The sequence below is a fragment of the Corallococcus sp. bb12-1 genome (assembly GCF_026626765.1).
Lineage (GTDB): Bacteria > Myxococcota > Myxococcia > Myxococcales > Myxococcaceae > Corallococcus > Corallococcus terminator.
The window spans coordinates 206,823-230,884 of record NZ_JAPNJZ010000030.1 but is presented as its reverse complement, the minus strand read 5'-3'; the positions used below and the strand labels follow the sequence as shown (position 1 = coordinate 230,884).

The 24,062-nt window shown below is 67.9% G+C and carries 11 protein-coding genes, 2 tRNA genes and 1 pseudogene; 3 read left to right on the top strand and 11 right to left on the bottom strand.

Translation table 11 applies throughout. From position 1 onward, the window contains the following. From OV208_RS37420 to OV208_RS37410, 3 genes are all read left to right on the top strand, one after another. Positions 1-4,731, top strand: a 4,731-nt coding sequence (locus tag OV208_RS37420; protein ID WP_420715084.1) for an amino acid adenylation domain-containing protein, incomplete at its 5' end; no start/stop codon positions are given. Positions 4,732-4,844: 113 nt separating this feature from the next. Beyond that, a complete protein-coding gene (locus OV208_RS37415) occupies positions 4,845-7,283 on the top strand; it encodes a penicillin acylase family protein (RefSeq protein WP_267578738.1) in 2,439 nt (812 codons plus the stop codon). Positions 7,284-7,505: 222 nt separating this feature from the next. Next, on the top strand, positions 7,506-8,762 hold the full coding sequence (locus OV208_RS37410; protein WP_267578737.1) for a polysaccharide deacetylase family protein: 1,257 nt from the start codon (positions 7,506-7,508) through the stop codon (positions 8,760-8,762). 275 nt (positions 8,763-9,037) lie between these two features. Here OV208_RS37410 and OV208_RS37405 read toward each other — a convergent pair whose 3' ends face one another. From OV208_RS37405 to OV208_RS37355, 11 genes and pseudogenes are all read right to left on the bottom strand, one after another. Then, positions 9,038-14,170 carry a hypothetical protein gene (locus tag OV208_RS37405; protein WP_267578736.1) on the bottom strand — a complete coding sequence of 1,711 codons (5,133 nt, stop codon included), beginning with the start codon at positions 14,168-14,170 and terminating at the stop codon, positions 9,038-9,040. Positions 14,171-14,933: 763 nt separating this feature from the next. Next, positions 14,934-15,854, bottom strand: coding sequence for a hypothetical protein (locus tag OV208_RS37400; protein ID WP_267578735.1), 921 nt, complete (start codon positions 15,852-15,854; stop codon positions 14,934-14,936). A 5-nt stretch (positions 15,855-15,859) separates the two neighbouring features. Further along, a complete protein-coding gene (locus tag OV208_RS37395) occupies positions 15,860-16,381 on the bottom strand; it encodes a hypothetical protein (RefSeq protein ID WP_267578734.1) in 522 nt (173 codons plus the stop codon). 399 nt (positions 16,382-16,780) lie between these two features. Continuing rightward, positions 16,781-16,857 (bottom strand) — tRNA-Pro (locus tag OV208_RS37390). 193 nt (positions 16,858-17,050) lie between these two features. Beyond that, a pseudogene (locus tag OV208_RS37385) lies at positions 17,051-17,329 on the bottom strand (integration host factor subunit alpha); the annotation flags it as partial. 93 nt (positions 17,330-17,422) lie between these two features. Beyond that, a complete protein-coding gene (gene pheT, locus OV208_RS37380) occupies positions 17,423-19,834 on the bottom strand; it encodes a phenylalanine--tRNA ligase subunit beta (protein WP_267578733.1) in 2,412 nt (803 codons plus the stop codon). Positions 19,835-19,864: 30 nt separating this feature from the next. Beyond that, positions 19,865-20,914: a phenylalanine--tRNA ligase subunit alpha gene (gene pheS, locus OV208_RS37375; protein WP_267578732.1), complete on the bottom strand. Its 1,050-nt coding sequence runs from the start codon at positions 20,912-20,914 to the stop codon at positions 19,865-19,867. 128 nt (positions 20,915-21,042) lie between these two features. After that, a complete protein-coding gene (gene rplT / locus OV208_RS37370; protein ID WP_120530963.1) occupies positions 21,043-21,390 on the bottom strand; it encodes a 50S ribosomal protein L20 in 348 nt (115 codons plus the stop codon). A gap of 92 nt (positions 21,391-21,482) precedes the next feature. Further along, positions 21,483-21,689 (bottom strand): 50S ribosomal protein L35, encoded by a 207-nt coding sequence (gene rpmI, locus OV208_RS37365; RefSeq protein ID WP_267578731.1) that lies wholly within the window; start codon positions 21,687-21,689, stop codon positions 21,483-21,485. A 199-nt stretch (positions 21,690-21,888) separates the two neighbouring features. Further along, positions 21,889-23,817 carry a threonine--tRNA ligase gene (thrS, locus tag OV208_RS37360; protein WP_267578730.1) on the bottom strand — a complete coding sequence of 643 codons (1,929 nt, stop codon included), beginning with the start codon at positions 23,815-23,817 and terminating at the stop codon, positions 21,889-21,891. Positions 23,818-23,902: 85 nt separating this feature from the next. After that, a tRNA-Val gene (locus OV208_RS37355) sits at positions 23,903-23,974 on the bottom strand. Positions 23,975-24,062 lie beyond the last annotated feature (88 nt).

Here is a 24,062-nt window from a genome sequence, read left to right as displayed (position 1 = left end):
CACCCCGTTCCGGTGGGAGTGCCCGGAGAGCTCTTCATCGCGGGCGAAGGCCTGGCGCGAGGCTACCTGGGCCGGCCGCACCTCACCGCCGAGCGCTTCATCCCGAACCCCTTCGGCACCGAGCCCGGCGAGCGCATGTACCGCACGGGCGACAAGGCCCGTTGGACGCAAGACGGCACGCTGGAGTACCTGGGCCGCATCGACTTCCAGGTGAAGCTGCGCGGCTTCCGCATCGAGCTGGGTGAAATCGAGGTCGCGCTCCAGGGCCATCCTGAAATCCAGAACGCCACGGTCCTGGTGCGCGAGGACGTGCCCGGCGATCAGCGCCTCGTCGCGTACGTGGTGCCCACCGCCGCGCTGGATCCGAACGCCCTGCGCGCGTTCCTCAAGCAGCGGCTGCCCGAGTACATGGTGCCGGCGACCTTCGTCACGCTGGCCACCCTCCCGCTGACGGCCAACGGCAAGGTGGACCGCAAGGCCCTCCCCGCGCCGGAGGCAGGCCTCGCGAGGCGTGAGCACCACGTCGCGCCCCGCACGACCACGGAGCGGCAGCTCGCCGAGCTGTGGGCGCAGGTGCTGCGCATCGAGCGCATCGGCCGGAAGGATCACTTCTTCGAGCTGGGAGGCCACTCGCTGCTGGCCACGCAGGTGGTGTCGAGGGTCCGCGCCACCTTCGGAGTGGAGCTGCCGCTGCGAGCCCTCTTCGAGGCCCCGGTCCTGGAGCAGCTCGCCCTGCGGGTGGAGCAGGCCCCCAGCACGCAGGCCCTGCCCGCGCTGGTGGCCACGCCGAGGACGAACACCTCCCTGCCCCTGTCCTTCGCGCAGCAGCGGCTGTGGTTGATCGAACAGCTCCAGCCCGGAGGGTCGGCCTACAACATCCCGTCCGCGCTGCGGCTCGATGGAGCCTTGAACGTGGGCGCGTTGGAGCAGGCCTTCACGGAGCTGGTGCGCCGTCACGAAGCCCTGCGCACCACGCTGCATGAAGAGGCCGGCACGCCGGTGCAGCACATCCATCCGCCGACGCCCTTCCGGCTGCCGGTGGTCGACCTGGGCGCACACGAAGCCGCGGAGACGGAAGCCCGGCGCCTGGCCCTGGAAGAAGCAGGAACGCCGTTCGATCTCGTCCGTGGGCCGCTCCTGCGAGCAAGCCTGTTGCGGCTGTCCGAACGGCAGCACGTGCTGCTCCTCAACCTGCACCACGTCATCTCCGACGGCTGGTCCAGCGGGGTGTTGGTGCGTGAGGTGTCCGCGCTCTACGAGGCCTTCCGTCAGGGCCGCCCCTCGCCGTTGCCCGAGCTGCCCCTCCAGTACGCCGACTACGCGGTCTGGCAGCGCACGTGGTTGCAGGGCGAGGTGCTGGAGCGTCAGGTGTCCTGGTGGAAGCAGCAGCTCACGGGTGCGCCGCAAGCCCTGGAGCTGCCCACCGACTTCCCGCGTCCGCCCGTGCAGTCCACGCGAGGAGGCGCCGTCCACTTCCGCCTGCCCGTGTCGGTAAGCCACGCGCTGGAGACGCTGGGCCAGGAGGAGGGAGCCACCCTCTTCATGGTCCTGCTGGCCTCCACGCAGACCCTGCTCGCGCGCTACTCGGGCCAGGACGACGTCGTCATCGGTACGCCCATCGCGGGCCGTCGCTTCGCGGAGCTGGAAGGCCTCATCGGCTTCTTCGTGAACACGCTGGCGCTGCGAGCCCGCCTGGATGACGCGCCCACCTTCCGCCAGTTGCTGGCCCGGGCGAGGGAGACGACCCTGGGAGCCCAGGCCCATCAGGACGTCCCGTTCGAAAAGCTCGTCGAGGAGCTGCATCCGCAGCGAGACCTGAGCCGCACGCCGCTCTTCCAGGCGATGCTCCTCGTACAGAACACACCCGCGTCGGGTACCGCCACGGCGCAGGAAGCGCTGTCCATCCACCCCGTGGAGCTGGAAGACCACGCCGCGAAGTTCGACCTCACGTTCGCCTTCGCCACGTCACCGGAAGGACTGCGGGGCGCCATCACCTACAGCGCCGACCTCTTCCGGGAAGAGACGATCCAGAGGCTCGTGAAGCACCTCCAGGTGCTGCTCGAGTCCGCGGTGGCCACGCCCGACACCCGCGTGTCCGAGCTGCCGATGCTGACGCTGGACGAGCGCCAGCAACTGCTCCACACCTGGAACGAAACCCGCGAGGAGCCGTCCTCCGGCATCACCTTCCCCGTCGCCTTCGAGCAGCAGGTCGCCCGCACCCCGGACGCGCCCGCCCTGCAATTCGAGGACACGGTGCTCTCGTTCGCGCAGCTCAACGTCCGGGCCAACCAGCTCGCCCGTCACCTGCGCACGTTGGGCGTGGGCCCCGAGTCCTGCGTCGCCCTCTGCTTCGAGCGCTCCGTCGAAATGCTCGTCGCACTCATGGCCGTCCTGAAGGCCGGCGGCGCCTACGTCCCACTGGACCCTGCGTGGCCTGAGCAGCGCCGCGCATTCGCGATCCAGGACTGCGCCTCAACGGTGGTCCTCACGCAGCAACACCTCGCCACGTCCTGGCTGCCCGAAGGCGTTTCGGTGGCGCGCGTGGATGCGAAGGACGCCCCCTGGGCCACGCTGCCCGAACACAATCTGGAGCCGAGCGCGACGCCGGAGAACCTCGCGTACGTCATCTACACGTCCGGCTCCACGGGCACGCCCAAGGGCGTGATGATCCGGTACGGCGGGATGCTCAACCTGCAACGGGCCCTGCGGCGCACCGTCTACCAGGGGGTGCCCGCGGGCATGCGGCTGAGCGTCAACGCACCGCTGGCCTTCGACGCCTCCGTGCAGCAGTTGGTCAATCTGCTCGACGGCCACTGCCTGTGCATCGTCCCGGAGGCCACGCGGCAGGACGCGGAGGCCCTGGTGGCCTGGCAGCGGCGGTACCGGGTCGAGGCCATCGACTGCACGCCGTCCCTGCTGCGGCTGCTCCTCCAGGCGGGCCTGCTGGAAGGCCCGGACGCGCCCACCCTGCTGGTCCCCGGAGGCGAGGCGATGGACGAGGCCACCTGGAACCTGCTGGCCGCGTCCGAAACCACGCGCACCTTCAACTGCTACGGCCCCACCGAGTGCACCGTCGAAGCCACGGCCGGAGAAATCCGCCAGGGCACGAAGCCCACGCTGGGAGGCCCGCTGCTCAACACGCGGACCTACGTGCTGGACGCGAACCTGCACCCGGTTCCGGTGGGAGTGCCCGGAGAGCTCTTCATCGCGGGCGAAGGCCTGGCGCGAGGCTACCTGGGCCGGCCTCACCTCACCGCCGAGCGCTTCATCCCGAACCCCTTCGCCACCGAGCCCGGCGAGCACATGTACCGCACGGGCGACAAGGCCCGTTGGACGCAAGACGGCACGCTGGAGTACCTGGGCCGCATCGACTTCCAGGTGAAGCTGCGCGGCTTCCGCATCGAGCTGGGCGAAATCGAGGTCGCGCTCCAGGGTCATCCCGAGATCCAGGACGCCACGGTCCTGGTGCGCGAGGATGTCCCTGGAGATCAGCGCCTCGTCGCGTACATGGTGCCCACCGCCGCGCTGGAGCCGAACGCCCTGCGCGCGTTCCTCAAGCAGCGACTGCCCGACTACATGGTGCCCTTCATCTACGTCCCGCTGGAGGCGCTCCCGCTGACGCCCAGTGGGAAGGTGGACCGCAAGGCCCTCCCCGCACCGGAGGCGGCCCTCTTCGGCGGCACCTACGAGGCGCCACGGAATCACCTGGAGCAGGAGCTGGCGACAATCTGGGAGGAGCTGCTGGGCATCAAGCCCATCGGGGTGAAGAGCCACTTCTTCGAGCTGGGCGGCCATTCGCTCCTCGCGGTGCGACTCATGGCCGTCATCCGTGAGCGCATGAAGCGGCAGTTGCCCCTGGCCGCGCTGTTCCAGGCGCCCACCGTGGAGCAGCTGGCCGCGCTGCTGGACCAGGTTCCCGCGGCCTTCTCATCGCTCGTGCCCATCCGACGCGAGGGCACACGTCGGCCGTTCTTCTGCGTCCACCCCGTGGGCGGCAACGTGTTGAGCTACGCGGAGCTGGCGCAGGCCCTGGGACCGGATCAGCCCTTCTACGCCCTCCAGTCGTCGGGCCTGGATGGGAAGCCGTTCTCACCGAGCACCATCGAGGAGATGGCGGCGACCTACCTCGACGCCATCCGCACCGTCCAACCCCAGGGTCCCTACCGCCTGGGAGGCTGGTCCATGGGCTCGCTGGTGGCCTTCGAGATGGCCCGCCAGCTCCAGGCCCAGGGGGACACCGTGGAGGTGCTGACCCTCATCGACCCGAGCAACGCCACCGAAGCGCGCGTGGACATCGACGTCGACGATCCAGCGCAGGTGCTGGCGCAGTTCGCCAGCGACCAGGGTCAGCTCGCGAACCAGGCAGCATGGGTCCCCGACGCGGAGGTGCTTGAGCGAGGACTGGACGCGGCGCTCGAGGACCTGCTGATCAAGGGCCGGGAATCGGGCCTGCTCATCCCCCAGGTGGAGCTGCCGCAGGTGCGAACCCTCTTCCAGGTCTTCGCCAACAACCTGCGGGCCCTGAAGCACTACGAAGCCCAGCCCCTCGCGGGCCGCATCGTCGTGCTGCGCGCCAGCGAGCGGCATGCGACGGAGCAGAACGACCGGGGCTGGAGTGCGCTCGCCCTCGACGGACTCCTGCTCCTGGACGTGCCCGGCAACCACTACAGCGTGCTGCGCGCACCGAACGTGCAGACGCTGGCGGAGCGGCTCAAGCGATTGCTTACATAGGCGCCCAACCCCAGACGTCGTATGCGCGCACGGCAATGTCCTATCTAGCCACGAATAAGTGGCTAGACTAGGAATCCCCTTGTCTATTCCTCTTCAAGACGTAGGCAAGAGCCATGCGATCCGCCCCTGTTTCCCTGTTCCTGACGCTGACGGTGCTCTGCGGTTGTGAGAGCACTGAGACGCCGTCCCCTTCGCCGTTGCGTGCGACGATCCACCGGACCACGCACGGCATTCCCCACATCCAGGCGGACGGGTACCGCTCCCTGGGGGCCGGAGTCGGCTACGCGCAGGCACAGGACGCGGTCTGCATCCTGGCGGATCAATTCCTGAAGGTCCGGGCCGAGCGCGCGAAGTACTTCGGCCGGGGTCCCCAGGATGCCTACGTGGAGAGCGACTTCACGTACCGGGGGCTCGCGCTCCGCACGCGCGCGGAGGCAACGTTCGCCACGCACTCCCCGGAGCTGCAGGAGCTCGTGAAGGGGTACGTGGCGGGCTACAACCAGTATCTGAAGGACACGCCCGCGGATCAGCGTCCCGCGCCGTGCAAGGGCGCGAACTGGGTGAAGCCCATCAGCGCCTTCGACCTGCTGGCCTACCACCTGGACCTGTCGCTGTTCGACACGCTCATCCCGCTGCTCGGCTACGTGGCGAACGCGCAGCCGCCGCAGGTGGGAGGCCAGGTCCGGGGCCCGCACTCCCAAGCCCTCGCGCTGACTCCGCGCAAGGATGAGCTGGGCAGCAACGGCTGGGCCCTGGGCCGGGAGAAGACGGCGGGAGGCCGGGGCATGCTGGTGGCCAATCCGCACTTCCCCTGGGAGGGAAGCCTGCGGTTCCACGAGAGCCACCAGACCATCCCCGGGAAGCTCGACGTGTACGGCGTGTCGCTGCTGGGCGTGCCGGTGGTCAACATCGGCTTCAACCGCGACATCGCCTGGACGCACACGGTGACGGCCTCCAGCCACCTCACGCTGTACCGGCTCAAGCTCGTGCCGGGAGACCCGACGGCGTACGTCTACGACGGGCAGGTCCGCAGGATGACGGGCGAGGAGCACACCATCGCCGTGCGCCAGGACGACGGCAGCATGGGAACGGAGAAGCGCACGTACTGGCGCAGCCACCACGGCCCGATGCTCGCAGGGCCCGGCGCCGACTGGTCGGATGAGACCGCCTACACGGCGCGCGACGCCACCGAAGGCAACGATCGGTTCGCGGAGCACTGGTTGCGGATGAACACGGCGCACAGCCTGGAGGAGGCCACGAACGTGGAGCGCACGGTCCGAGGCGCGCCCTGGGTCAACACCCTCCTGGTGAGCGCGGACGGCAGCACGCGCTACGCGGACGCCTCCCCCGTCCCCGCGCTGAGCGCGCAGACCGTGGAGGCCTACCGCGCCTCGCTGGAGAACACGCCGGACGCCGCCATCTTCGCGTCGCTGGGGTTGGTGCTGCTGGATGGCAGCACGTCCCGTGACGAATGGGTGGGCCTGGACGGCGACGCGCGAGGCCTGGTGCCGGCGCAGGTCGTGCCGCAGCTCGAGCGGACCGACTACGTGATGAACGCGAATGATCCGGCGACGTTCGCGAACCCCGCCGCGCCGCTGCTCGATCTGCCCTTCGGCTATGAAATCTTCGGGACGCGGGGCCGGCTCAGCACCCGGTCGCACATGAACCTGTCCCTCATCACCGAGCAGGGAGAGGCCGCGGCGTCCGGAAGCGACGGGCGCTTCACGTTGGATGAGTTGGAGCAGGCCATCCTGAGCAACCGCACGTGGGTGGCGGAGCAGTTGCGCGCGTCCGTCGTGCAGCGCTGCCAGGGCGCGGATCCGGTCATCGTGGAGAGCGTCCCGGTCGACATCACGGAGGCATGCCAGTTGTTGGCGACGTGGGATGGCCGGCTGGATCTGGATCGCAAGGGAGCCATCGTGTGGCGTGAGTTCCTGAATGGGTTCGAGCGTTCGGACCTGACGCAGAAGAGCGTGCTCTTCGCGCAGCCGTTCGATCCGCTCCAGGCCGCCACCACGCCGTCAGGCCTGACGCCGGCCCCGACGGAGGGGACGGATCCGGTGCACCAGAAGCTGGCGGAGGCGGTGGCAATCCTGACGAAGGCGGGCATCCCCGTGGGAGCGCGGCTGGGTGAGGTGCAGTTCGCGCGCAAGGAGGACCGGGTCATCCCGATGCACGGTGGCGCCGCGTTCGAGGGCGTCACCAACGTCGTCGGCTACTCCGGAGCGAATTCGACGCTGCTGCCCCACTCCCAGCAACAGGGCGCGCTCGTGTCTCCTGGCACGGGGCTGACCGAGAAGGAAGGCTACCTCGTCGACTTCGGAACGAGCTTCCTGATGGTGATGGAGTTCACGCCGCAGGGCCCGCGAGCGAACGCGGTCCTCTCCTACTCCGAGAACACTGACCCGGCCTCGCCCCGGTTCGCGGATCAGACGGACCTCTTCGCCGCGAAGCACCTGCGTCCCATCCTCTTCAACGAGGCGGACATCCTCGCGGATCCGGAGCTCGTGACGACGCAGTTGAAGATCAGCAACACGTCGAAGCTGGAGTAGCGGCAGGCGCCGTGGGGCCGGACAAGCCTCCGTGCCCCACCGCACCCGCCTCCGGGAGTGGAAGCCCCCGGAGCCCTGCTCGCGCGACGAGGCGAGGCCAGGGGGCGGTTCACGGCCTGCGGACCATGCACACCCTTCAGGTGGAGCCTTCGCGCCGCTGCTTCGTGCGCGCCCGGTGCGGTCGTCCCTCCTGGATTGCGCGTGCACGGGGAAGCGCCCGCCATGGAACCCATGACCCGAGCCATCGTCCTCCTGCCCGGTCAGGTCATCGTCTCGTTGAACTTCGACGATGGCCTGGCCAGTCAGACCCTGGGAGCCGCCAGCCTGGAGGCTCGCGGGATGAAGGGGACCTTCTTCGTCCACAGCGCGAAGATGGGCCAGTCCGGCCGCCTCACGCTCGCCCAGGTGCGAGCACTCCGAGACGCCGGGCATGAGATTGGCGGCCACACGCTGACCCACCCGCACCTCACCGAGTTCTCCGCGGATGAGCAGCGCAAGGAGATCTGCAACGACCGGGTGGCCCTGCTGAACGCCGGCTTCCGCGTCACGTCGTTCGCGTACCCCTTCGGGGACAAGGACGCGACCACGCGGCAGATCGTCATGAATTGCAATTACAACTCAGCCAGGGAGAGTGGGGGGCTGCGCACCGCGACCGGAGGATCCGGCAGCCCCTACGCCGAACCGGTGCCACCCGCGGATCCGTACGCCATCCGGACCCACGGCTCCGTGCAGAGCACCACCACGCTCACGGACCTGAAGAACTACGTCCTGCGCGCGGAGGAGTCAGGAGGAGGCTGGGTGCCCATCGTCTTCCACCACATCTGCGGGCCCTGCAATCCGCCGCAGACGTACTCCATCGCGCCCGCCACGCTGACGGCGTTCGTGGACTGGCTGGCCACGCGCGCATCGAGGGGCACCACCGTCGCGACCATGGACGCGGTCATCGGTGGCGTGCTGAAGCCGCCCGTGAGCTGGCCACCTTCGCAGCTCCTGAAGAACCCTTCGCTGGAGACGGACCTCAACGGGGACGGGACGCCGGACTGCTGGCAGAGAGGCGGCTTCGGCTCCAACACCTTCACGTGGACGCGGACCCCAGACGCCCACGGAGGGAGCTGGGCCCAGCAGGTGCGCATCACGCAGATCTCCAGCGGAGACCGGAAGCTCATCACCCGGCAGGACGACAGCAGTTGCACGCCAACGCCCACGACGGGGCATCACTACCGCATCTCCGCCTGGTACAAGGCCACCACGGCCGTCCGGTTCAAGGCGTACTACCGGAACAGCGCGGGAGCGTGGACCTACTGGTCCCAGGGCCCCCTGCTCCCAGCGCGCACCAGCTACACCTTCGCCGAATGGACAACGCCCGCGGCCCCCTCCGAGGCCCGGGCACTCAGCGTCGGGCTGTCCATCGATCAGGTCGGCACACTGACCATGGATGACTTCGCGCTCGCGGACGTGGAGGCGAGCGCGTCACCCTGAGTTCGTGGCTCTCCCGCGCTTCGGGTAGTTCGTGCTGTGGGAGCAAGCCGAGGCGACAAACCGCCAGCGAGGCGAATAAACTACGGCAAGGCAAATACTGTACTCACTTCCCGGGTGTCGAATGGAGTGAGGGACACGCAGCCGCTGCGTCTTTTCACTCTCTGACTTCGAACACCTTTCCCCTGCATTGTCGGTGTCCACTGAGTCGGAGAGCCTCAACTGCTCACACCCGGAATTCCAGGGCCTTGATCCAGGCCGTGGAAAGGACGACCTTTTCAAGCTGCCTCGGGCTCGACGACCCCCTCCTTGAGCCAACCCTCCGGGAAGACCTCGCTGGCAAGTTGATGCATCAATCCCGCGAGATCCATACGCGCGATTTCCTCACGAACCTCCGTATCGGCCTTCGACGCGGGCCCCCAGCTCCGGACCGCCTGCTCATGCAATCGCTCGCGGAAGGGTCTGCTCTGTAGAGCCGTCGCCTTCACGAGTTCCAGGAAGTCGTAATGGTCCTCGACTTCCCTGTCCTCCATCAGCTTCAAAAGGGCCATTACCCCTGACTCACCCCACCGGAGGACGACCTGCAAGGTCTGTTGGACCACGTGCCCCCCTTCCGGCGTGTCCATCCCTTCTTCGGAGTCGTATGGGATTTGGTTCGCGACCAGACCCAGAAGCGGAGCAAACGCAGGCGACGCCCCCTCCAGCGCCCACATGAGCCGAGCCGGTGGTTCGCGCCAACCCATCGACATCCCCACCCAGAGGGCCGTTCGTCGTTCTGGACCGAGCATGGCCCGCCAGAAGGCGGAGGCAGCCTCAAGATGTGGCTCATCCGCCAGCCGGACGAGACACTCAGCAGCGGAGAGCTGCTCAATGGGAGTTCCCGACAGCAGCGGCAGGACGTCTGCGAACGACAGCAGTCCGTGGGAAGCGCGAAGACGCCGGGCGACCACCCTGACATCGGGCAGCGGGTGCTGGCTCCAGTGCTCCAACATCAGCGCGCTCGCGGGGCCCGGGGGTGCGTCCTTCCAGAGCCGATGACAGAGTTCCTCCACGGGCGTCGGAAATCCCTTGAAGGGTGAGGAACTCGGCCGTGCGTCGTCAGGGCTCCGAGCGCTCCGGTGGGCGGCTTCAGCGAGGAGCACCTCCACGGTGGACACCGTCACGTACTTCAAGGGAGCCACAGGGGTGGACTCGTCGCGCGTCAACCATCGCTCGATCGGTGCGGCGGCCTTCTCCGGGGTCCGCAGTCGTTCGAACACGCCGGTGTCATGGTGCGACGTCCATCCCGAGCGATCCGCTTGGCGAAGGACGTCTTCCAGTTGCTCAGGCGCGATCAGCAGGAGGGCGTCAAACGCCGTGAGGACCACACCGGGCACCGGGTCCGCGAACAACGGAAGGAGGAGTGCCACCCACGACGCATCACCCAATTGCCCGGTCCATTGCGCGGCGAGCAATCGGAACAGGGGGAGCGCATGCCCCGTCAGCGTCTCGATAAGCTGCCGGTGCACGGGCGTGAGGCTATTACGTACCGCTCGAGCAAGCCGGCCCGGGGTATCAGGCGAATCGACATACGAGTTTCCCGCCCCGCCCCCACCTGACAAGCGATAGGCCAGGGTCGCCCCCGTCCAACGGGTCAGGTTCGCGCGAACCTGACCTTCGAGCGCGTCCAGCGCCAGTTGGGCGACCTCGTGCGGGGGCGCGTGCTCCGCGCACAACTCGAAGGCCCGGAGGCGCAGGGTTTCCGAGGGGTGCAGGAAGAGGCGACGGACCTCCGGCCAGGCGAGGGGCTTATGTGCGAGCCACTCCCCCAGTCGCCGCCCCAGGGCTTCTGTCAGCGCAGCGTTTTCCTGATCGGAATACCAGTCGAGGTCGCTCGGCGCATCAAAGTCGGAGCCCAGGGGGCCGGTCATTCCATAGACGTGATGGACATCCCCGCCCGCGACCTGGAACGCGAGGTCCACAAGTCCGGACAGGCCTCCGTGGGTTGGATCAAAAGAAGCGATGAGGGTTTCCGCGATCGCGATTCGTCGCTGCCTCGCGGTTCTTTCTTCCTCTGTCGGCGAGGGCTGCGACCACTCGGCGGTCCGGGCGTGGCGGCCCAGGTGACGCACCGCCTCGGAGGCCTCGCGGTACAGGTTCAGCAGACGCTCCCGAGCGTCTGGCCCCAGGCCGCGGATGGCCTCCGCGAGCGACGGATGTGGAAGCGCTGACTGGCGCCCCTGGACCAACAGGTCCAGGTCCTCAATTGTGAGAAAGCGCGCCAGGAAGTCACCGGCTGGAGCCTGTGCGTCCTTGTCATGGCGAATCACATGGCGCTCCGCCCGACCGTCAGGCCAGCCGTGCAGCAGCGCCTGATGTAGGGCCACCCGCGCCCAGCGCGCGTCGGCCGGAGTGCACAGAAGGGCAATGGCCTTGATGACGGCACGGTCGGGCCATGACTTCCCTTCCAATCGCGCGCCGAGCAGGGGCAGTGCCTCACGCACCCCCTTGCGCGCAGCGAGCGTCGCCAGGGAGGCCATGTCGTTGGCGGGCTCGGCAAGATGCGCGATGAGATCGATCCGCCATCCAGGGACCTCCCGCTCCACGCGCTCTTCCAGGGGCAACTGGACCCGCACCCCGGGTGGAAGCAGTTGCGTTGGAATGTGCTCCGCACCATTCATCCGACCCGAGATGTGCTCGCGGATGCGCTCCAGGAGGTCCCCGTCCGCGGAGGGCATGGCCTGGAGAAGGGTGAGGATTTCGTCGCGCTTCTCCAGCTTTGCGAGCAAGAGGATGGCGACGAACCGGAGCGCGCCCGGTCCGCTCGTCGCGAGCTCCCGCAGTTGAACCAGATGGGAAGGGGCCCAGACGATCTGCTCCAGCGTCCAGAGAGAGTCCTCCCGCGAATCCAACATCAGGCGTACTGGAACCTGCGGTGGCGGGCGCTGGCCTTCCACGATGACCTGGAGCAGTTCCTTGTGCTCCGGCTGCTCCGGGGACAAGAGAACCCAGAGCCCTCCCAGCACCGGCCCCAGGCGCGTTTCGTCCAGGGCCTTCACCATGGCGGCCAATCTCCGCCGGAGGTCCTTCAGCCGGCGGAGGCCATCCTTCAGCGACGGTGAGTCTTCTTCCCTCCAGATATTTCCCGGCAGCTCCAGGCCCACCCTGGCCACGAGTTCCCCAAGCAAGCGCGGCAGGTGGTGATCTTCAGAGTCACTGAGCCATCGACTGAAGGCCGCGACGCGTTCGAGGCCCTCTGGCGTTTCCCGTAACCGGTTCAACTCACGGACGAGCTGCCTCGTGGCCTGGCTCACCTCTCCGAGACTGGCGGCCAAAACGTCGCGTCGGTGCTGGTTCTCCAGGTCCACCGATTCAGAGGTGGGCTCTCCGGAACGCATGCCGAACCAGCGGAGGATGACGCCCTCCAGGTGCCGCGGCCAGCCTTGAAGCCTGACACGCACCCTCGACCAGGGCAGCAACCCCTGGGTCATGCGCAGCCGGGCTTCCCAGACGAGGACTTCCAGGTGTTCCAGCAAGGTGCTGTCTGCGCGCCTCGGAAGCGAGGCATGTGGACCTTCGTGCTGGCGCTCGCGCCACTCTTCCCGGGCTGCGGCCTCGGCCGCCGTGACCTCGGCTGGCAGCCCATCGATCAACGTATCGATGAAGTCGCCATCCACCTCCAGCCCATGCTGGGCGTACCACTCCAGCACGTCTCGTCGCGCCTTGCGGGAGTCGCCTCGCAGCAAGGGATCCAGCGAGGAGGCATGTCCAGGCGGGATGGCGGGCAGGAGCAGCGTCGGCTCGGTGCGCAGCCGCGCTCGCTGCGCCTCGGTCTTCCCCGCGATGGCGAACAGCTCCGGAAGCGCTCTCGGCAGGTGGATGGCTACTGCCTGGGCAAAGGACTTCAACGCGGAAAGGTCCCGCTGTTCCCTGATGAAGGGTTCCTCGCCGTCGTGTTCGAACAAGAGCCAGCGACGAACCGCGATTCCCCAGGCGAGCCGGGCATCTCGGGGGCGCGTCCAGACGGCCTGGGCGAGCAGTTCGAAGGTGAAGTTCCAGGACGCCAGGGCATCGGTCGCCGGGCGGGAGTGCCGACTCGAAGGAACCGGCGAGGTGTGCTCCAGGGGTCGCCGCGCCTGGGTGAGGCGATGGAGAAAGGCCAAGGGTTCTTTGAGGTGCGGGGCGTAGAAGCGCAACAGTTGCGACCAGACCCCACCGCCCGCTTCCAGGAAGGGAGCCAGGACCTCCAGTTCGATGCGAGCCCCCTGTAGGCCCGCGTCGGAGGTGCCGGCGTGCTGCTGCTGCTGGCGCACCACCTTTCGGGACAGCGCTTCGGACGCGGCCCACTCGGCCACGGTCCGGTGGGCGAAATCCCAGGTATCTCCCGCAGGAGCCAACAGGTGCCCGAACTCCAGGGCGCGCAGGAGCTCCGGCCGCTCCAGGGCCGTGAAGCCCGCCGCGTCGAGGAGCTGGTCGATCCTCGAACCCTCCAGGGGCCCGCCCGGGTCCCGAAGCCACGCAAGTGCCAGTTCACCAAGCACGTCGCCCCGCAGCCCCCGGAGCCGGCGCGCATCCTGCTCGGTGAGCCGCTGCTCCTGACAGGCCTGTTCGAGCAGGCCCTCGAAGACGCGCTGATAGAGCTTGTGATCCGCCGGCAGCTCAAGGGATTCCCCCTCGTGGAAGACCTGGGCCAGCAGCGACAGGTGCAATGGCGTCCGGGTGAGCGCGGCCAGGCTGTCGGGAAGCCTGGAAGGGTGTTCCCTCTCACCATAGAGGAGCTGCGCCAAATCCGTCCGCCCGGCGCCTGTCAGCAGCTTGCGCCCGTCTTCGGTGGAAGGCTCCCGGACCCGCAGGCGCCATGCCCTCGGCAATGCCGCCAGGAAGGTGGCGGCAGGCCGCGTGGTCGCCACCCACCACCCGGAGCCTTCACGGAGCCATGAGGCCACCTCCCGAAGCTGGACACCTCCCAACTCATCAAGCCCATCTACGATGGGGACCAGACGCGCCGTCCGCTCCAGTTCCTCGAACAACGTACGCCGTCCGGGCTCGAGCATGGACAGGACCGAGGACCACGTCCGCGACGAAGCCCGCCGGAGCCCCTCCACCAAGTCACGTGCGGAGAGGCGGACACCGAATCCCAAGGTGCCCAACAAGCCGAAGCGGAAGCGCTGCTCCAGGACACGACTGAGGATGCTCTTGCCCGCACCCGGCGCACCTTCGATGAGGAGCCCCCGCCGCCCCCCTTCGCTCCGTCCGTGCTGGCTCGCGGCCCACGCGCTATCGAGCAGGCCATCGGAAAGAAGGCTCTCGGGCGCATTCTTCGGTTCGCTTTCGAGCCCGAGCTCGGCGAGGTCCTCCCTCTCCAGGACCGATCCATTCCAGCTCTTGATGGGAGGAAGAGGCTCGTGCAGCTTCGCCGCCAGCTCGGCCATTGAGCCGCCCGTGAACCAGCGGTCCGCAGTCTCGGGGAGGGAGGTGCTGAAGCGCCTTCCTCCCGCCAGGGCCCGCCAGCCCTCGTCTCCAAGCCCTCCAAGGGGTCCCGTGACGAGCACCCCGCCCGGGAAGGCTTGTCGCCAGGCACTCCTCTTCTCGACAAGGCCTTGCACTGGTCGCACCGTGCGGCCATCCACATCCAGGTCCCCTGTGGCGGCAACGGGCTCCAGCGTTCCTGACAGGAGGCCATCCGCCATGAGCGCGAGCAGGAGCGTGTGAGACCTTCCATGGAAGGTCGGCCCCTCATGCCGCCAGCGGACGGACTGCTCGACGGGTTCACCCGGCGCACGGGGGCCCGCGATGACGAAGACCCTGCAGATGCGAACCTTCCCATCCAGCAGGAGTGCATGGCGGGAGTACGGGCGCCGCATGCGCTCCCACTGCGCTTGCGCGGGTGTCCCTGCGATGACGCTCTGGACCGCGGTGGGAAGTGTTCCCGCGAGCAACTCGATGCCGGTCGCGATGCCCGCCACGAGTGCATCCCAGCCCAGATCCCATCGATGCCCCCGCTCGGCCTGGAGGGTGGGCCAGAGCTCATCGACGAAGCGGGCAACCCACCTGTCCTGGACCGCCGACTCGACGGGGTCCGCCAGCCGGTTGGCGACGAGTTGGGGCACACGCAGTGCGGCCCGCCGCCGGTTTTCCGCTGGATGGAAGAGGTGCTCGACAGGCCCATCCAGGAGGGATGCAAACGAGAAGTCCTCAGGGGTCATTCATCACCACGAGTCGCAGATCGGCCTCCTCGCGGGCCAGACCAGCCTGGGCCAGGAGCGCGTGCAGGCGGTTGCCCTGCCCCACGATGGGACCCAGGTCGGCGTAGGCAGTGTTTCCAGAAGTCTCCAGGGAGACTTCGAAGGAGGCCCGTTCGATGGCATCGCCCCGCCGCGACACCACGAAGCGCGCACTCGTGGGAGGCGCAGCCGCCCCGCGCAGTTCCAGCCAGAGCTGTCCGCTCTCTTCATAGAGCCAGGCCTGCGTCGCTCCATCCTGGGAGAGGAAGGGCACCGTGCTCGAAACCGTCCAGGCCTGGGCACGCAAGGCTTCAGAAGGCAGTCGCATCACCACGGTGGATCGATGTCGGGCTGGGGACAAGCGGTCCTGCCGGGGACCTTCGGATGCAGGAGCACGTGTGGCGGGCGTCGCGGGAACGTGGGCAACCTCCTTCCAGAGCGTGGCCACCTCCGAGTCAGGACGCACGGTCGCCCCACGCAGCGTGGCGAAGTCCTCCAAGGGACGCACGCGCGAGGGAAAGCGCACGAGAAGTTCCGACGCGCTCCGCGACAAGGCCTGTGCCGCATCCGTATCGCCATTCAGCGAGAGAACGCCCAGCGCGTCGTCGACGTCGAGCAGGGAATCCAGCAATGCGCCCTCCGCGTCGTCATCTGCCGCCAACTCCTCGGACAGGCGTGCGACCAGAGATTCCGGATCGGGCCGCCCAGCCTGTTCTCTCAGTGCTGGCAGACGGCGCAGCACCTCGGCAGGGGGCGTGGGACCGGACGGACTTCCCAGCAATCGCGAGATGAGGACCATCCCGCGCCAAGCATCGTCTAGGTCGATTTCGGCCAGGGAGGCCAGCTCGACCAGTTCATCGAAGGCTTTCTGCAACCAGTCTTGAGGTTCCATCCCGGTCACGCCTTCCAGAGCGTCTTGTCGCTGAGCTTGTGAAGAGCTTCCTTGAGGAAGCTCTCCGGCGAGTGCCCCTTCTTGGGAACCACGCGGTAGGCGGTCTTCACCTCGGGACGCCGCAACCGACCCACCTCGCGCACGATGACCATCACGCCTCCTTCCCCCACGAAGGCCCAGCCTGGTCCACTGCCCTCCTTCCTGGGCAATGCTCCCACCTGCCCCAGGTGTTCCGCGCGCGAAACCTCATTCAGGTAGGCCGGAGCCAGCAGCGCATCATGATCCTGGAGCACATGGGCGCGACAGGAAGGCTGGCAGCGATCGCAGTCCGGATGGGGTGCTTCCAGGAGGGCTTCGGCACAACCGGCCTTGCACGCACGGTCGCGAGCGGCTCCCGCGTTTCCCAACGCGGGGATGACCTGCTCCCACTTCTCGTCCGACTGGTAGAGGTGACGCGCCACATGGCCGAAGCGGACCTGATCCAGTTCCATCGGGCGCACATCCGACGCACTCCAGAGCCGCCTCACGAAGCCACCTCCAACACCACATCGTAGGCCAGCAACAGTGGTCGGCGGGAAGTTCATGCACCTCCACGGCACCCCCGGCTAGGAAGCCACAACCGCCATCCGCTCCCGTGTGGGCCTGAGTTTCGCTCGCGCGCGGCAGCGTGACGTGGCCACCGTAATGACCCGGCGTGTATATCCAGAGGGCGAGGAAGTTGCTCTCGACGGCACGGTACAGAGTGTGGAGTTGCTCGGCACCCACTCCCTGAGCCAGCGCTCCGGAGATCCGTCTCGGGCCTGCAGCTCAAGGCTCCACCGAGATCGGTCCGCACGCACTGCTTACTGCTCGGTGCCAAGAGGCTCAGAAAAAACTAAAGGCCCTGGAGTCACCGGCTTGCACCGGAAACTCCAGGGCCTTCATTTTGGTCGGGGCGACAGGATTTGAACCTGCGACCACTTGCACCCCAAGCAAGTGCGCTACCAGGCTGCGCTACGCCCCGAAAACCGCCGTCGTGAAACGGTGCGCCCTTATGCCCTCGCCGAACTCCTGGGTCAAGCGCGAGGTGAAGGGGTCCGTGGGAAAACTTACTCGTCCCCTTCTTCCATTCCCTCGTCGAAGTCCTCGCCCCGGGCTTCCGCCGCGTCCGCCGCCGCTTCTTCCTGGGCGTCGATCTCCGCGTGGTTCTCCGGAGGGGCCTCGCCGTTCAACGCGCTCTTGAGCACCTGGCTCGGCCGGAAGGTCAGCACCCGACGCGCGCTGATTTCAATCTCCTTGCCCGTCTGCGGATTGCGCCCCACGCGCGCCTTCTTCTGGCGCACCTGGAAGTTTCCGAACCCGGAGATCTTGATCTTGTCCCCGCGCTCCAGGGTCTCCTTCACGGTGTCGAACACGAGCTCGACGATCTCCGCCGACTCCTTCTTCGAGAAGCCGACCTTCTCGTAGACCCCCTCGATGATGTCCGCTTTCGTCATGCGAGTCCTCTGGCACCCGTGCTGGCCGGTGAACGCGGGGCATGGTGTCAGCCTTCCCCGAACCGTGTCAACGTCCTGACTTCATTCAGGAATTCAGGCGCGCAGGGCCGCCCCCAGCCGCTGGTTCACCTCGGTGATGATGCGCTGGTGCGCCGTCGTGACCTCCACGTCGGTCAGCGTCCGCTCGGCCGAGCGATACCTCAGGGCGTACGCCAGGTTCTTCTTCCCCTCGGGGATGGGCTTGCCCGTGTACACGTCGAACACCAACGCGTCCTCCACCAGCGGCGCGCCCACCTCCAGGATGACCTGGCGGACCTCCTCGTTGCGCAGCTCCACCGGCACCACCACCGCCAGGTCGCGCAACACCGCCGGGTACTTCGGCAGCCCCGCCGCCTGAGGCACCAGCTTCGCCGCCGCGTACAGCGGCTCCGTGTCCAGTTCGAACACGAACACGCCCTCCGGCAGCCCCAGCGCCTTCGTCACCCGAGGGTGCACCTCGCCCACGTGACCCAGCACCGTCCCGTCCGCCAGCGCCACCTGCGCGCTGCTGCGCGGGTGGTACGCCGGAGGCTCGGCCGGCGCGAACGTCGCGCCCTCCACATGCAACGCGTGCATCAGCGCTTCCACCGCGCCCTTCGCGTCGTAGAAGTCCACGCGCGCGTCCTTTTGCGTCCAGCTCCGGCCGCCCCGGACGCCCCACACGAGCCCCGCCACGCGCGGCACCTCGCGGGACGCGGGCTTCATCCCCTGCCCGCCCTGAGCGTCCCGGAAGTACGCCCGGCCCGTCTCGTAGAGGCCCACCGTCTCCACCTGGTGGCGCACGCTGCGCGACAGGTTCTCCAACAGGCCCGGCAGCAGGCTGGTGCGCATCACCGACTGCTCGACGCTCAGCGGGTTCATCAGCGCGATGGGCGCTTCCTTCCCGCCCAGCACCTCCAGCGACTTCGGCGCCACGAACGAGTAGTTCACCACCTCGTTCAGCCCCACCCCGCCCAGCGAGTGGCGCAGCCGGCGCTCGGCCTCCATCTGCGCAGGCTCCGGCGCCAGGGTGTCCAGGCCGCGCGGCAGCCGGGCCGGGATGTTGTCGTAGCCGAAGACGCGGGCGACCTCCTCCATCAGGTCCTCCTCGCGCTCCACGTCCACGCGCGCCCGGGGCACCTCGAACGTCGTCTGCCCCGCGCCGTCCTCCACGTTCTTGAACCCCAACGCCCCGAGGATCCGCCGACACTCCGCCTCCGGCACCACCACCCCCAGCACCTTCTCTACCCGCCCGTAACGCAGCGTCACCCGACGCGGCGGCTTCGGGGAGGGCTGCACGTCCACCCGGCCCGGCGCCACCGTGCCACCCGACAGCTCCGCGATGAGCTGCGCGGCCCGGTCCAACGCCGGCAGTACCGCGTCCAGGTCCGCTCCGCGCTCGAAGCGGTGCGACGCCTCCGTGTGCAGCGCGTACCGCTTCGCCGACCGGCGCACGCCGGAGCCCACGAAGTGCGCGGACTCGATGACGATGCGCTTCGTGCCCTGCGTCACCTCGCTGTCCCCGCCGCCCATCACGCCCGCCAGCGCCTGTGCGCGGTCCCGGTCCGCGATGACCAAGTCGTCCGCATCCAGCGTGCGCTCCTTGTCATCCAGCGTGCGCAGCTTCTCGCCCGCCTTCGCGGTGCGCACGACGATCTCCTGGCCCGCCACCTTCTCCAGGTCGAACGCGTGCAGCGGCTGTCCGTACTCCAGGAGCACGAAGTTGGTGACGTCCACCACGTTGTTGATGGCGCGCACGCCGCACGCCTTCAGCCGGTCCTGCATCCACTGCGGCGACGGCTGGACGGTGACGTTCTCCACCACGCGCGCAGCGTAGCGAGGACACCGGTCCGCCGCGTCGATGCGCACCTTCACCAACTCCGCCACCGGCCTGCCGGACTCCGCGGGCTTCGGCTCGGGCACCTTGAGCGCCGCGCCCATCACCACGCCCACCTCGCGCGCCACGCCCAGGTGGGAGAGCGCGTCCGGCCGGTTCGGCGTGACGTTCACCTCCAGCACCGAGTCATCCAGCCCCAGCGCCTCCGCGATGGGCACGCCCAGCTTCGTGTCCGCGGGCAGGATGAGCAGGCCCGCCGAGTCCTCGGTGATGCCCAGCTCCTTGGACGAGCAGAGCATGCCGAAGCTGTCCACGCCCCGGAGCGCGGCCTGCTTGATCTCCATGCCGTTGGGCAGCTTCGCGCCCACCGTGGCCAGCGGCACCTTGTCGCCGACCTTGAAGTTCTTCGCGCCGCACACCACCTGGAACAGCGCCGACCCGCCGATGTCCACCTGCGTGACGGACAGCTTGTCCGCGTTGGGGTGCTGCACCGACTCGCGGATCTGCGCCACCACCACGCCGCGCAGGCCCTCGCCGGGGCGCTCCACCCCTTCGATCTCCAGCCCCGCCGCGGTCAGCTTGCGCGCCAGCTCGTCCACCGACGGCGGCAGCGCCACGTAATCACCCAGCCACTTCACCGAAATCTTCACAGGTCCACCCTCTTGCCCATCCGGCTGGAATCAGAACTGCGCGAGGAAGCGTGCGTCGTTCTCGAACATCATCCGCAGGTCGTCGATGCCGTAGCGCAGCATTGCCAGGCGCTCCACGCCCATGCCGAACGCGTAGCCCGTCACCTCCTTCGGGTCGTAGCCCGCCGCGGTGAAGACGTTCGGGTGCACCATGCCGCTGCCCAGCACCTCCAGCCACCCCGTCTGCTTGCAGACGCGGCAGCCCTTGCCACCGCACGAGGCACAGGTGACGTCAACCTCCGCCGACGGCTCGGTGAAGGGGAAGAACGACGGACGGAAGCGCGTGCGCGTATCCGAACCGAAGAAGGCCCGGACGAACGCGTCCAGCGTCCCCTTCAGCTCCGCGAAGCTCACGTCCTTGTCCACCAGCAGGCCCTCCACCTGGTGGAACATGGGCGTGTGCGTGATGTCCGAATCGCGCCGGTACACCCGGCCCGGCATCACCGCGCGGATGGGCGGCTTGCGCGACAGCATGTGCCGCACCTGCACCGGCGACGTGTGCGTGCGCAACAGCGAAGGGCTGTCCGCCTTCTTCGCGTGGCCCAGCGTGGGTTCGTCCACGTAGAACGTGTCCTGCATGTCCCGCGCGGGGTGATCCTTGGGCAGGTTCAGCGCCTCGAAGTTGAAGTAGTCGAGCTCGATCTCCGGCCCGACGGCCACTTCGAACCCCAGCCGCGCGAACGTGCGGACGATGTCCTCCATCGTGCGCGACACCGGGTGCCGTCCACCGGGCAGCACCGCGCGCCCTGGCAGCGTCACGTCCAGCCTGGGGCCCTTGAGCTGGGCCTCCATCGCCGCGTCCTCGGCGCGCCGCACGGCGTCCGCCAGGAGCTGCTCCAGCTCCGCCTTGACGGTGTTGGCCACCTCGCCCAGCGCCTTGCGCTCCTCCGGGGGCAGCTTGCCCATGCCGCCCAGGATGGCGGACAGCTCGCCCTTCTTGCCCAGGTAGCGGATGCGCAGCGCCTCCACCTGAGAAGGCTCCGACACGCCCGCGATCTCCTGGCGCGCCGCGTCCGCCAACGCCTGCAACCGGTCTCGCATGGTCCTCTTCCCGCCTTCCGTTACGCGCCCCGGGCGCCATTCGACGCCGGGCAAAAAAAGAGGGCCGCCCCCGTGTTGGAGGCAGCCCGTTTGTCTTCAGGGGGCCGGCTTCAGGAGCCGGCCGGGTCTCAGGCTGCCTTCGCGATGTTGGCGACGGCGGCAAAGCCCGCGGGATCCGCGATGGCCATGTCGGACAGGACCTTGCGATCCAGGCCGATCTTCGCCTTCGCCAGACCGGCGATCAGCTTCGAGTACGACAGACCCACCGTGCGAGCCGCCGCGTTGATACGGACGATCCACAGTGAGCGGAAGTTGCGCTTGCGCACCGCGCGGTCGCGGGTGGCGTAGTCCAGGGCGCGTTCCACGGCCTGGTTGGCGCGCTTGTAGCAATTCTTGCGGCGGCCGCGGAAACCCTTGGCCAGCTTGAGAATGCGATTACGACGACGACGAGCCTTGAATCCCTTTTTGACGCGCATGACACACTCCTGACTTCTTGAAGGTGACCCTGGGGTGCCGGCCTCACGCCGCTCCGCCAGGACTCACGGATGGTCCAAGCCCGAGGAAAAACTCAGGCCCCGTAGGGGAACAGCTCCTTGATGACCTTCTTCGCGTCCATGTCGCGCAGGTGACCGGTACCCCGGTTGCCGCGCTTCTGCTTGGCCGTCTTGGAGAAGGTGAACAGGTGCTTGCTGAAGGCCTTGCCGAACTTCACCTGGCCGCTCTTCTTCACCTGGAAGCGCTTCTTCGCGCTGCTGCGGGTCTTCAACTTGGGCATGGTCCCAGTCCTTCCTTCTGCTTCCTGTCGGCACGGCAGCCATCGCGGCTGACGGCGGTCCACGACACACGGTTCGCGGACGCTTTGAGCGGAAGCGTCTATCACTCTTTCGGGGCGAGGGGGGTAGCGTTTCCTACAGCGACCGCTGAAACCACCGCCACCCCTCGCACTACCCGTCCCTACAAATCCCTACCCCAAGTCAGGGCAGGGCCGCTTCCTTCGCCAGCAGCGCCTCGAAGTCGGCCATCTTCATCGACTTGAGGTCCTCGCCGCCGTAGCGACGGGGGGACACGGCGCCGGCTTCCACCTCGTTGTCACCCACGACGAGGGTGAACGGGATCTTCTGGATCTGGGCCTCGCGGATCTTCGCGTTGAGCGTGATGCCGCGCTCGTCCAGCTCCACCCGGTAGCCCTTGGCGCGCAGGTCGTCACGCACCTTGCGGGCGTAGTCCAGTTGACGGTCCGCCACGTACACGAGCGTCGCCTGCACCGGGGCGAGCCACGCCGGGAACGCGCCGGCGAAGTGCTCGATGAGGATGGCGGTGAAGCGCTCGAAGGAGCCGAAGATGGCGCGGTGGAGGACGACCGGACGGTGCGGGGCGTTGTCCTCGCCCACGTACGTCAGGTCGAAGCGCTCCGGGGCCAGGTAGTCCAACTGCATGGTGCCCAGCTGCCACCGGCGGCCGATGCTGTCCGACACCGCGAAGTCGATCTTCGGGCCGTAGAAGGCGCCGTCGCCCGGGGCCAGCTCGTACTCCAGGCCCAGCGACTCCAGCGCGGCCTTGAGGCCGTCCTCGGCGCGATCCCAGAGGGAGTCATCCCCCAGGCGCTGCACGGGGCGCGTGGACAGCTTCACCGCGTAGGTGAGGCCCACCGCCTTGTAGACGCGATCCAGCAGCTTCACGAAGCGCCGCACCTCGTCGGTGATCTGGGCCTCCGTGCAGTAGATGTGCGCGTCGTCCTGCGCGAACTGGCGCACGCGGGTGAGGCCGCCCAGGGAACCCGCCGCCTCGTTGCGGTGCAGCACGTCCTGGGTGTGCAGGCGCAGGGGCAGGTCGCGGTAGCTGTGCTTCTTGAAGCCGTAGAACAGGTGGTGCGACGGGCAGTTCATCGGCTTGAGGGAGAAGTCGTGCTCGCCGGACTCGCTGTCGAGCACCAGGAACATGTTCTCCTTGTACTTGCCCCAGTGGCCGCTGGTCTCCCACAGCCCCTTGTTGAACATCAGGGGCGTCTTGATCTCCACGTAGCCGTCACCGGACGTGAGCGAGCGCATCCAGTCCGACAGCGTCTGGTAGAGCGTGGTGCCCTTGGGCGTCCAGAAGGCCGCGCCCGGCGCGTACGGGTGGAAGTGGAAGAGATCCAACTCCTTGCCCAGCTTGCGGTGATCGCGCTTCTTCGCTTCCTCGATGCGCGTCATGTACGCATCCAGCGCCTTCTTGTCGAAGAACGCCGTGCCGTACACGCGCTGGAGCATCGGGTTGCGGTGGTCGCCGCGCCAGTAGGCGCCGCTGGAGGAGAGGATCTTGATGACGCCGATCTTCCCCGTGCTGGGCGCGTGGGGCCCCAGGCAGAAGTCCACCCAGTCACCGTGGGTGTAGAGCGTCAGCGTCTTCGCGCCCTTGGCGGCGATGTCCTTGACGATCTCCACCTTGAAGGTCTCGCCCTTCCCCTCGAAGAGACGCACGGCGTCCTCCATGGAGATCTCCGTGCGGACGAAGGCGGCGTCCTGCTTGAGCTCCGCGTTGGCGGCCGCTTCAATCTTCTCCAGCTCCTCCGGCGTGAAGGGCTTCTCGCGGAAGAAGTCGTAGTAGAAGCCCTCCTCCGTCGACGGACCGATGGTCACCTGCGTGCCGGGGAACAGCCGCTGCACGGCGCTGGCGACCACGTGCGCGGCGTCGTGGCGGATCAGATCCAACCCTTCCGGGCTCTTGGGCGTGAAGATCTGGAGCTTCGCGTCCTCGTCCAGCGGGCGCGACAGGTCCACGTCCTGGCCGTTCACCCGGGCGAACAGGGCCGCCTTCGCGAGCCCCACACCGATGCTGCCCTTCACGAAGTCCGCGATGGTCGTCCCGCGAGGCGTCTGCTTCTGGCTGCCGTCGGGGAGCGTCACCGTGATGGATTCGGACATGGCTTGAAAACCCCTGCGCTGGAAAAACCACGGGCGGCAGGCTCTTTGGAAGCCTGCCGCCCGCGAGATGGAACGCTTACTGTGATGGGTCGTAGTGGGATCGAACCACTGACCCCTACCGTGTCAAGGTAGTGCTCTACCGCTGAGCTAACGACCCGTCGTGCGGATGGCGCGGGGAATAACAGCGGGCTCCCACACCTGTCAAGGAAACACGAACACGGGGGCTTCTTGTTCCCCAGCCCAAC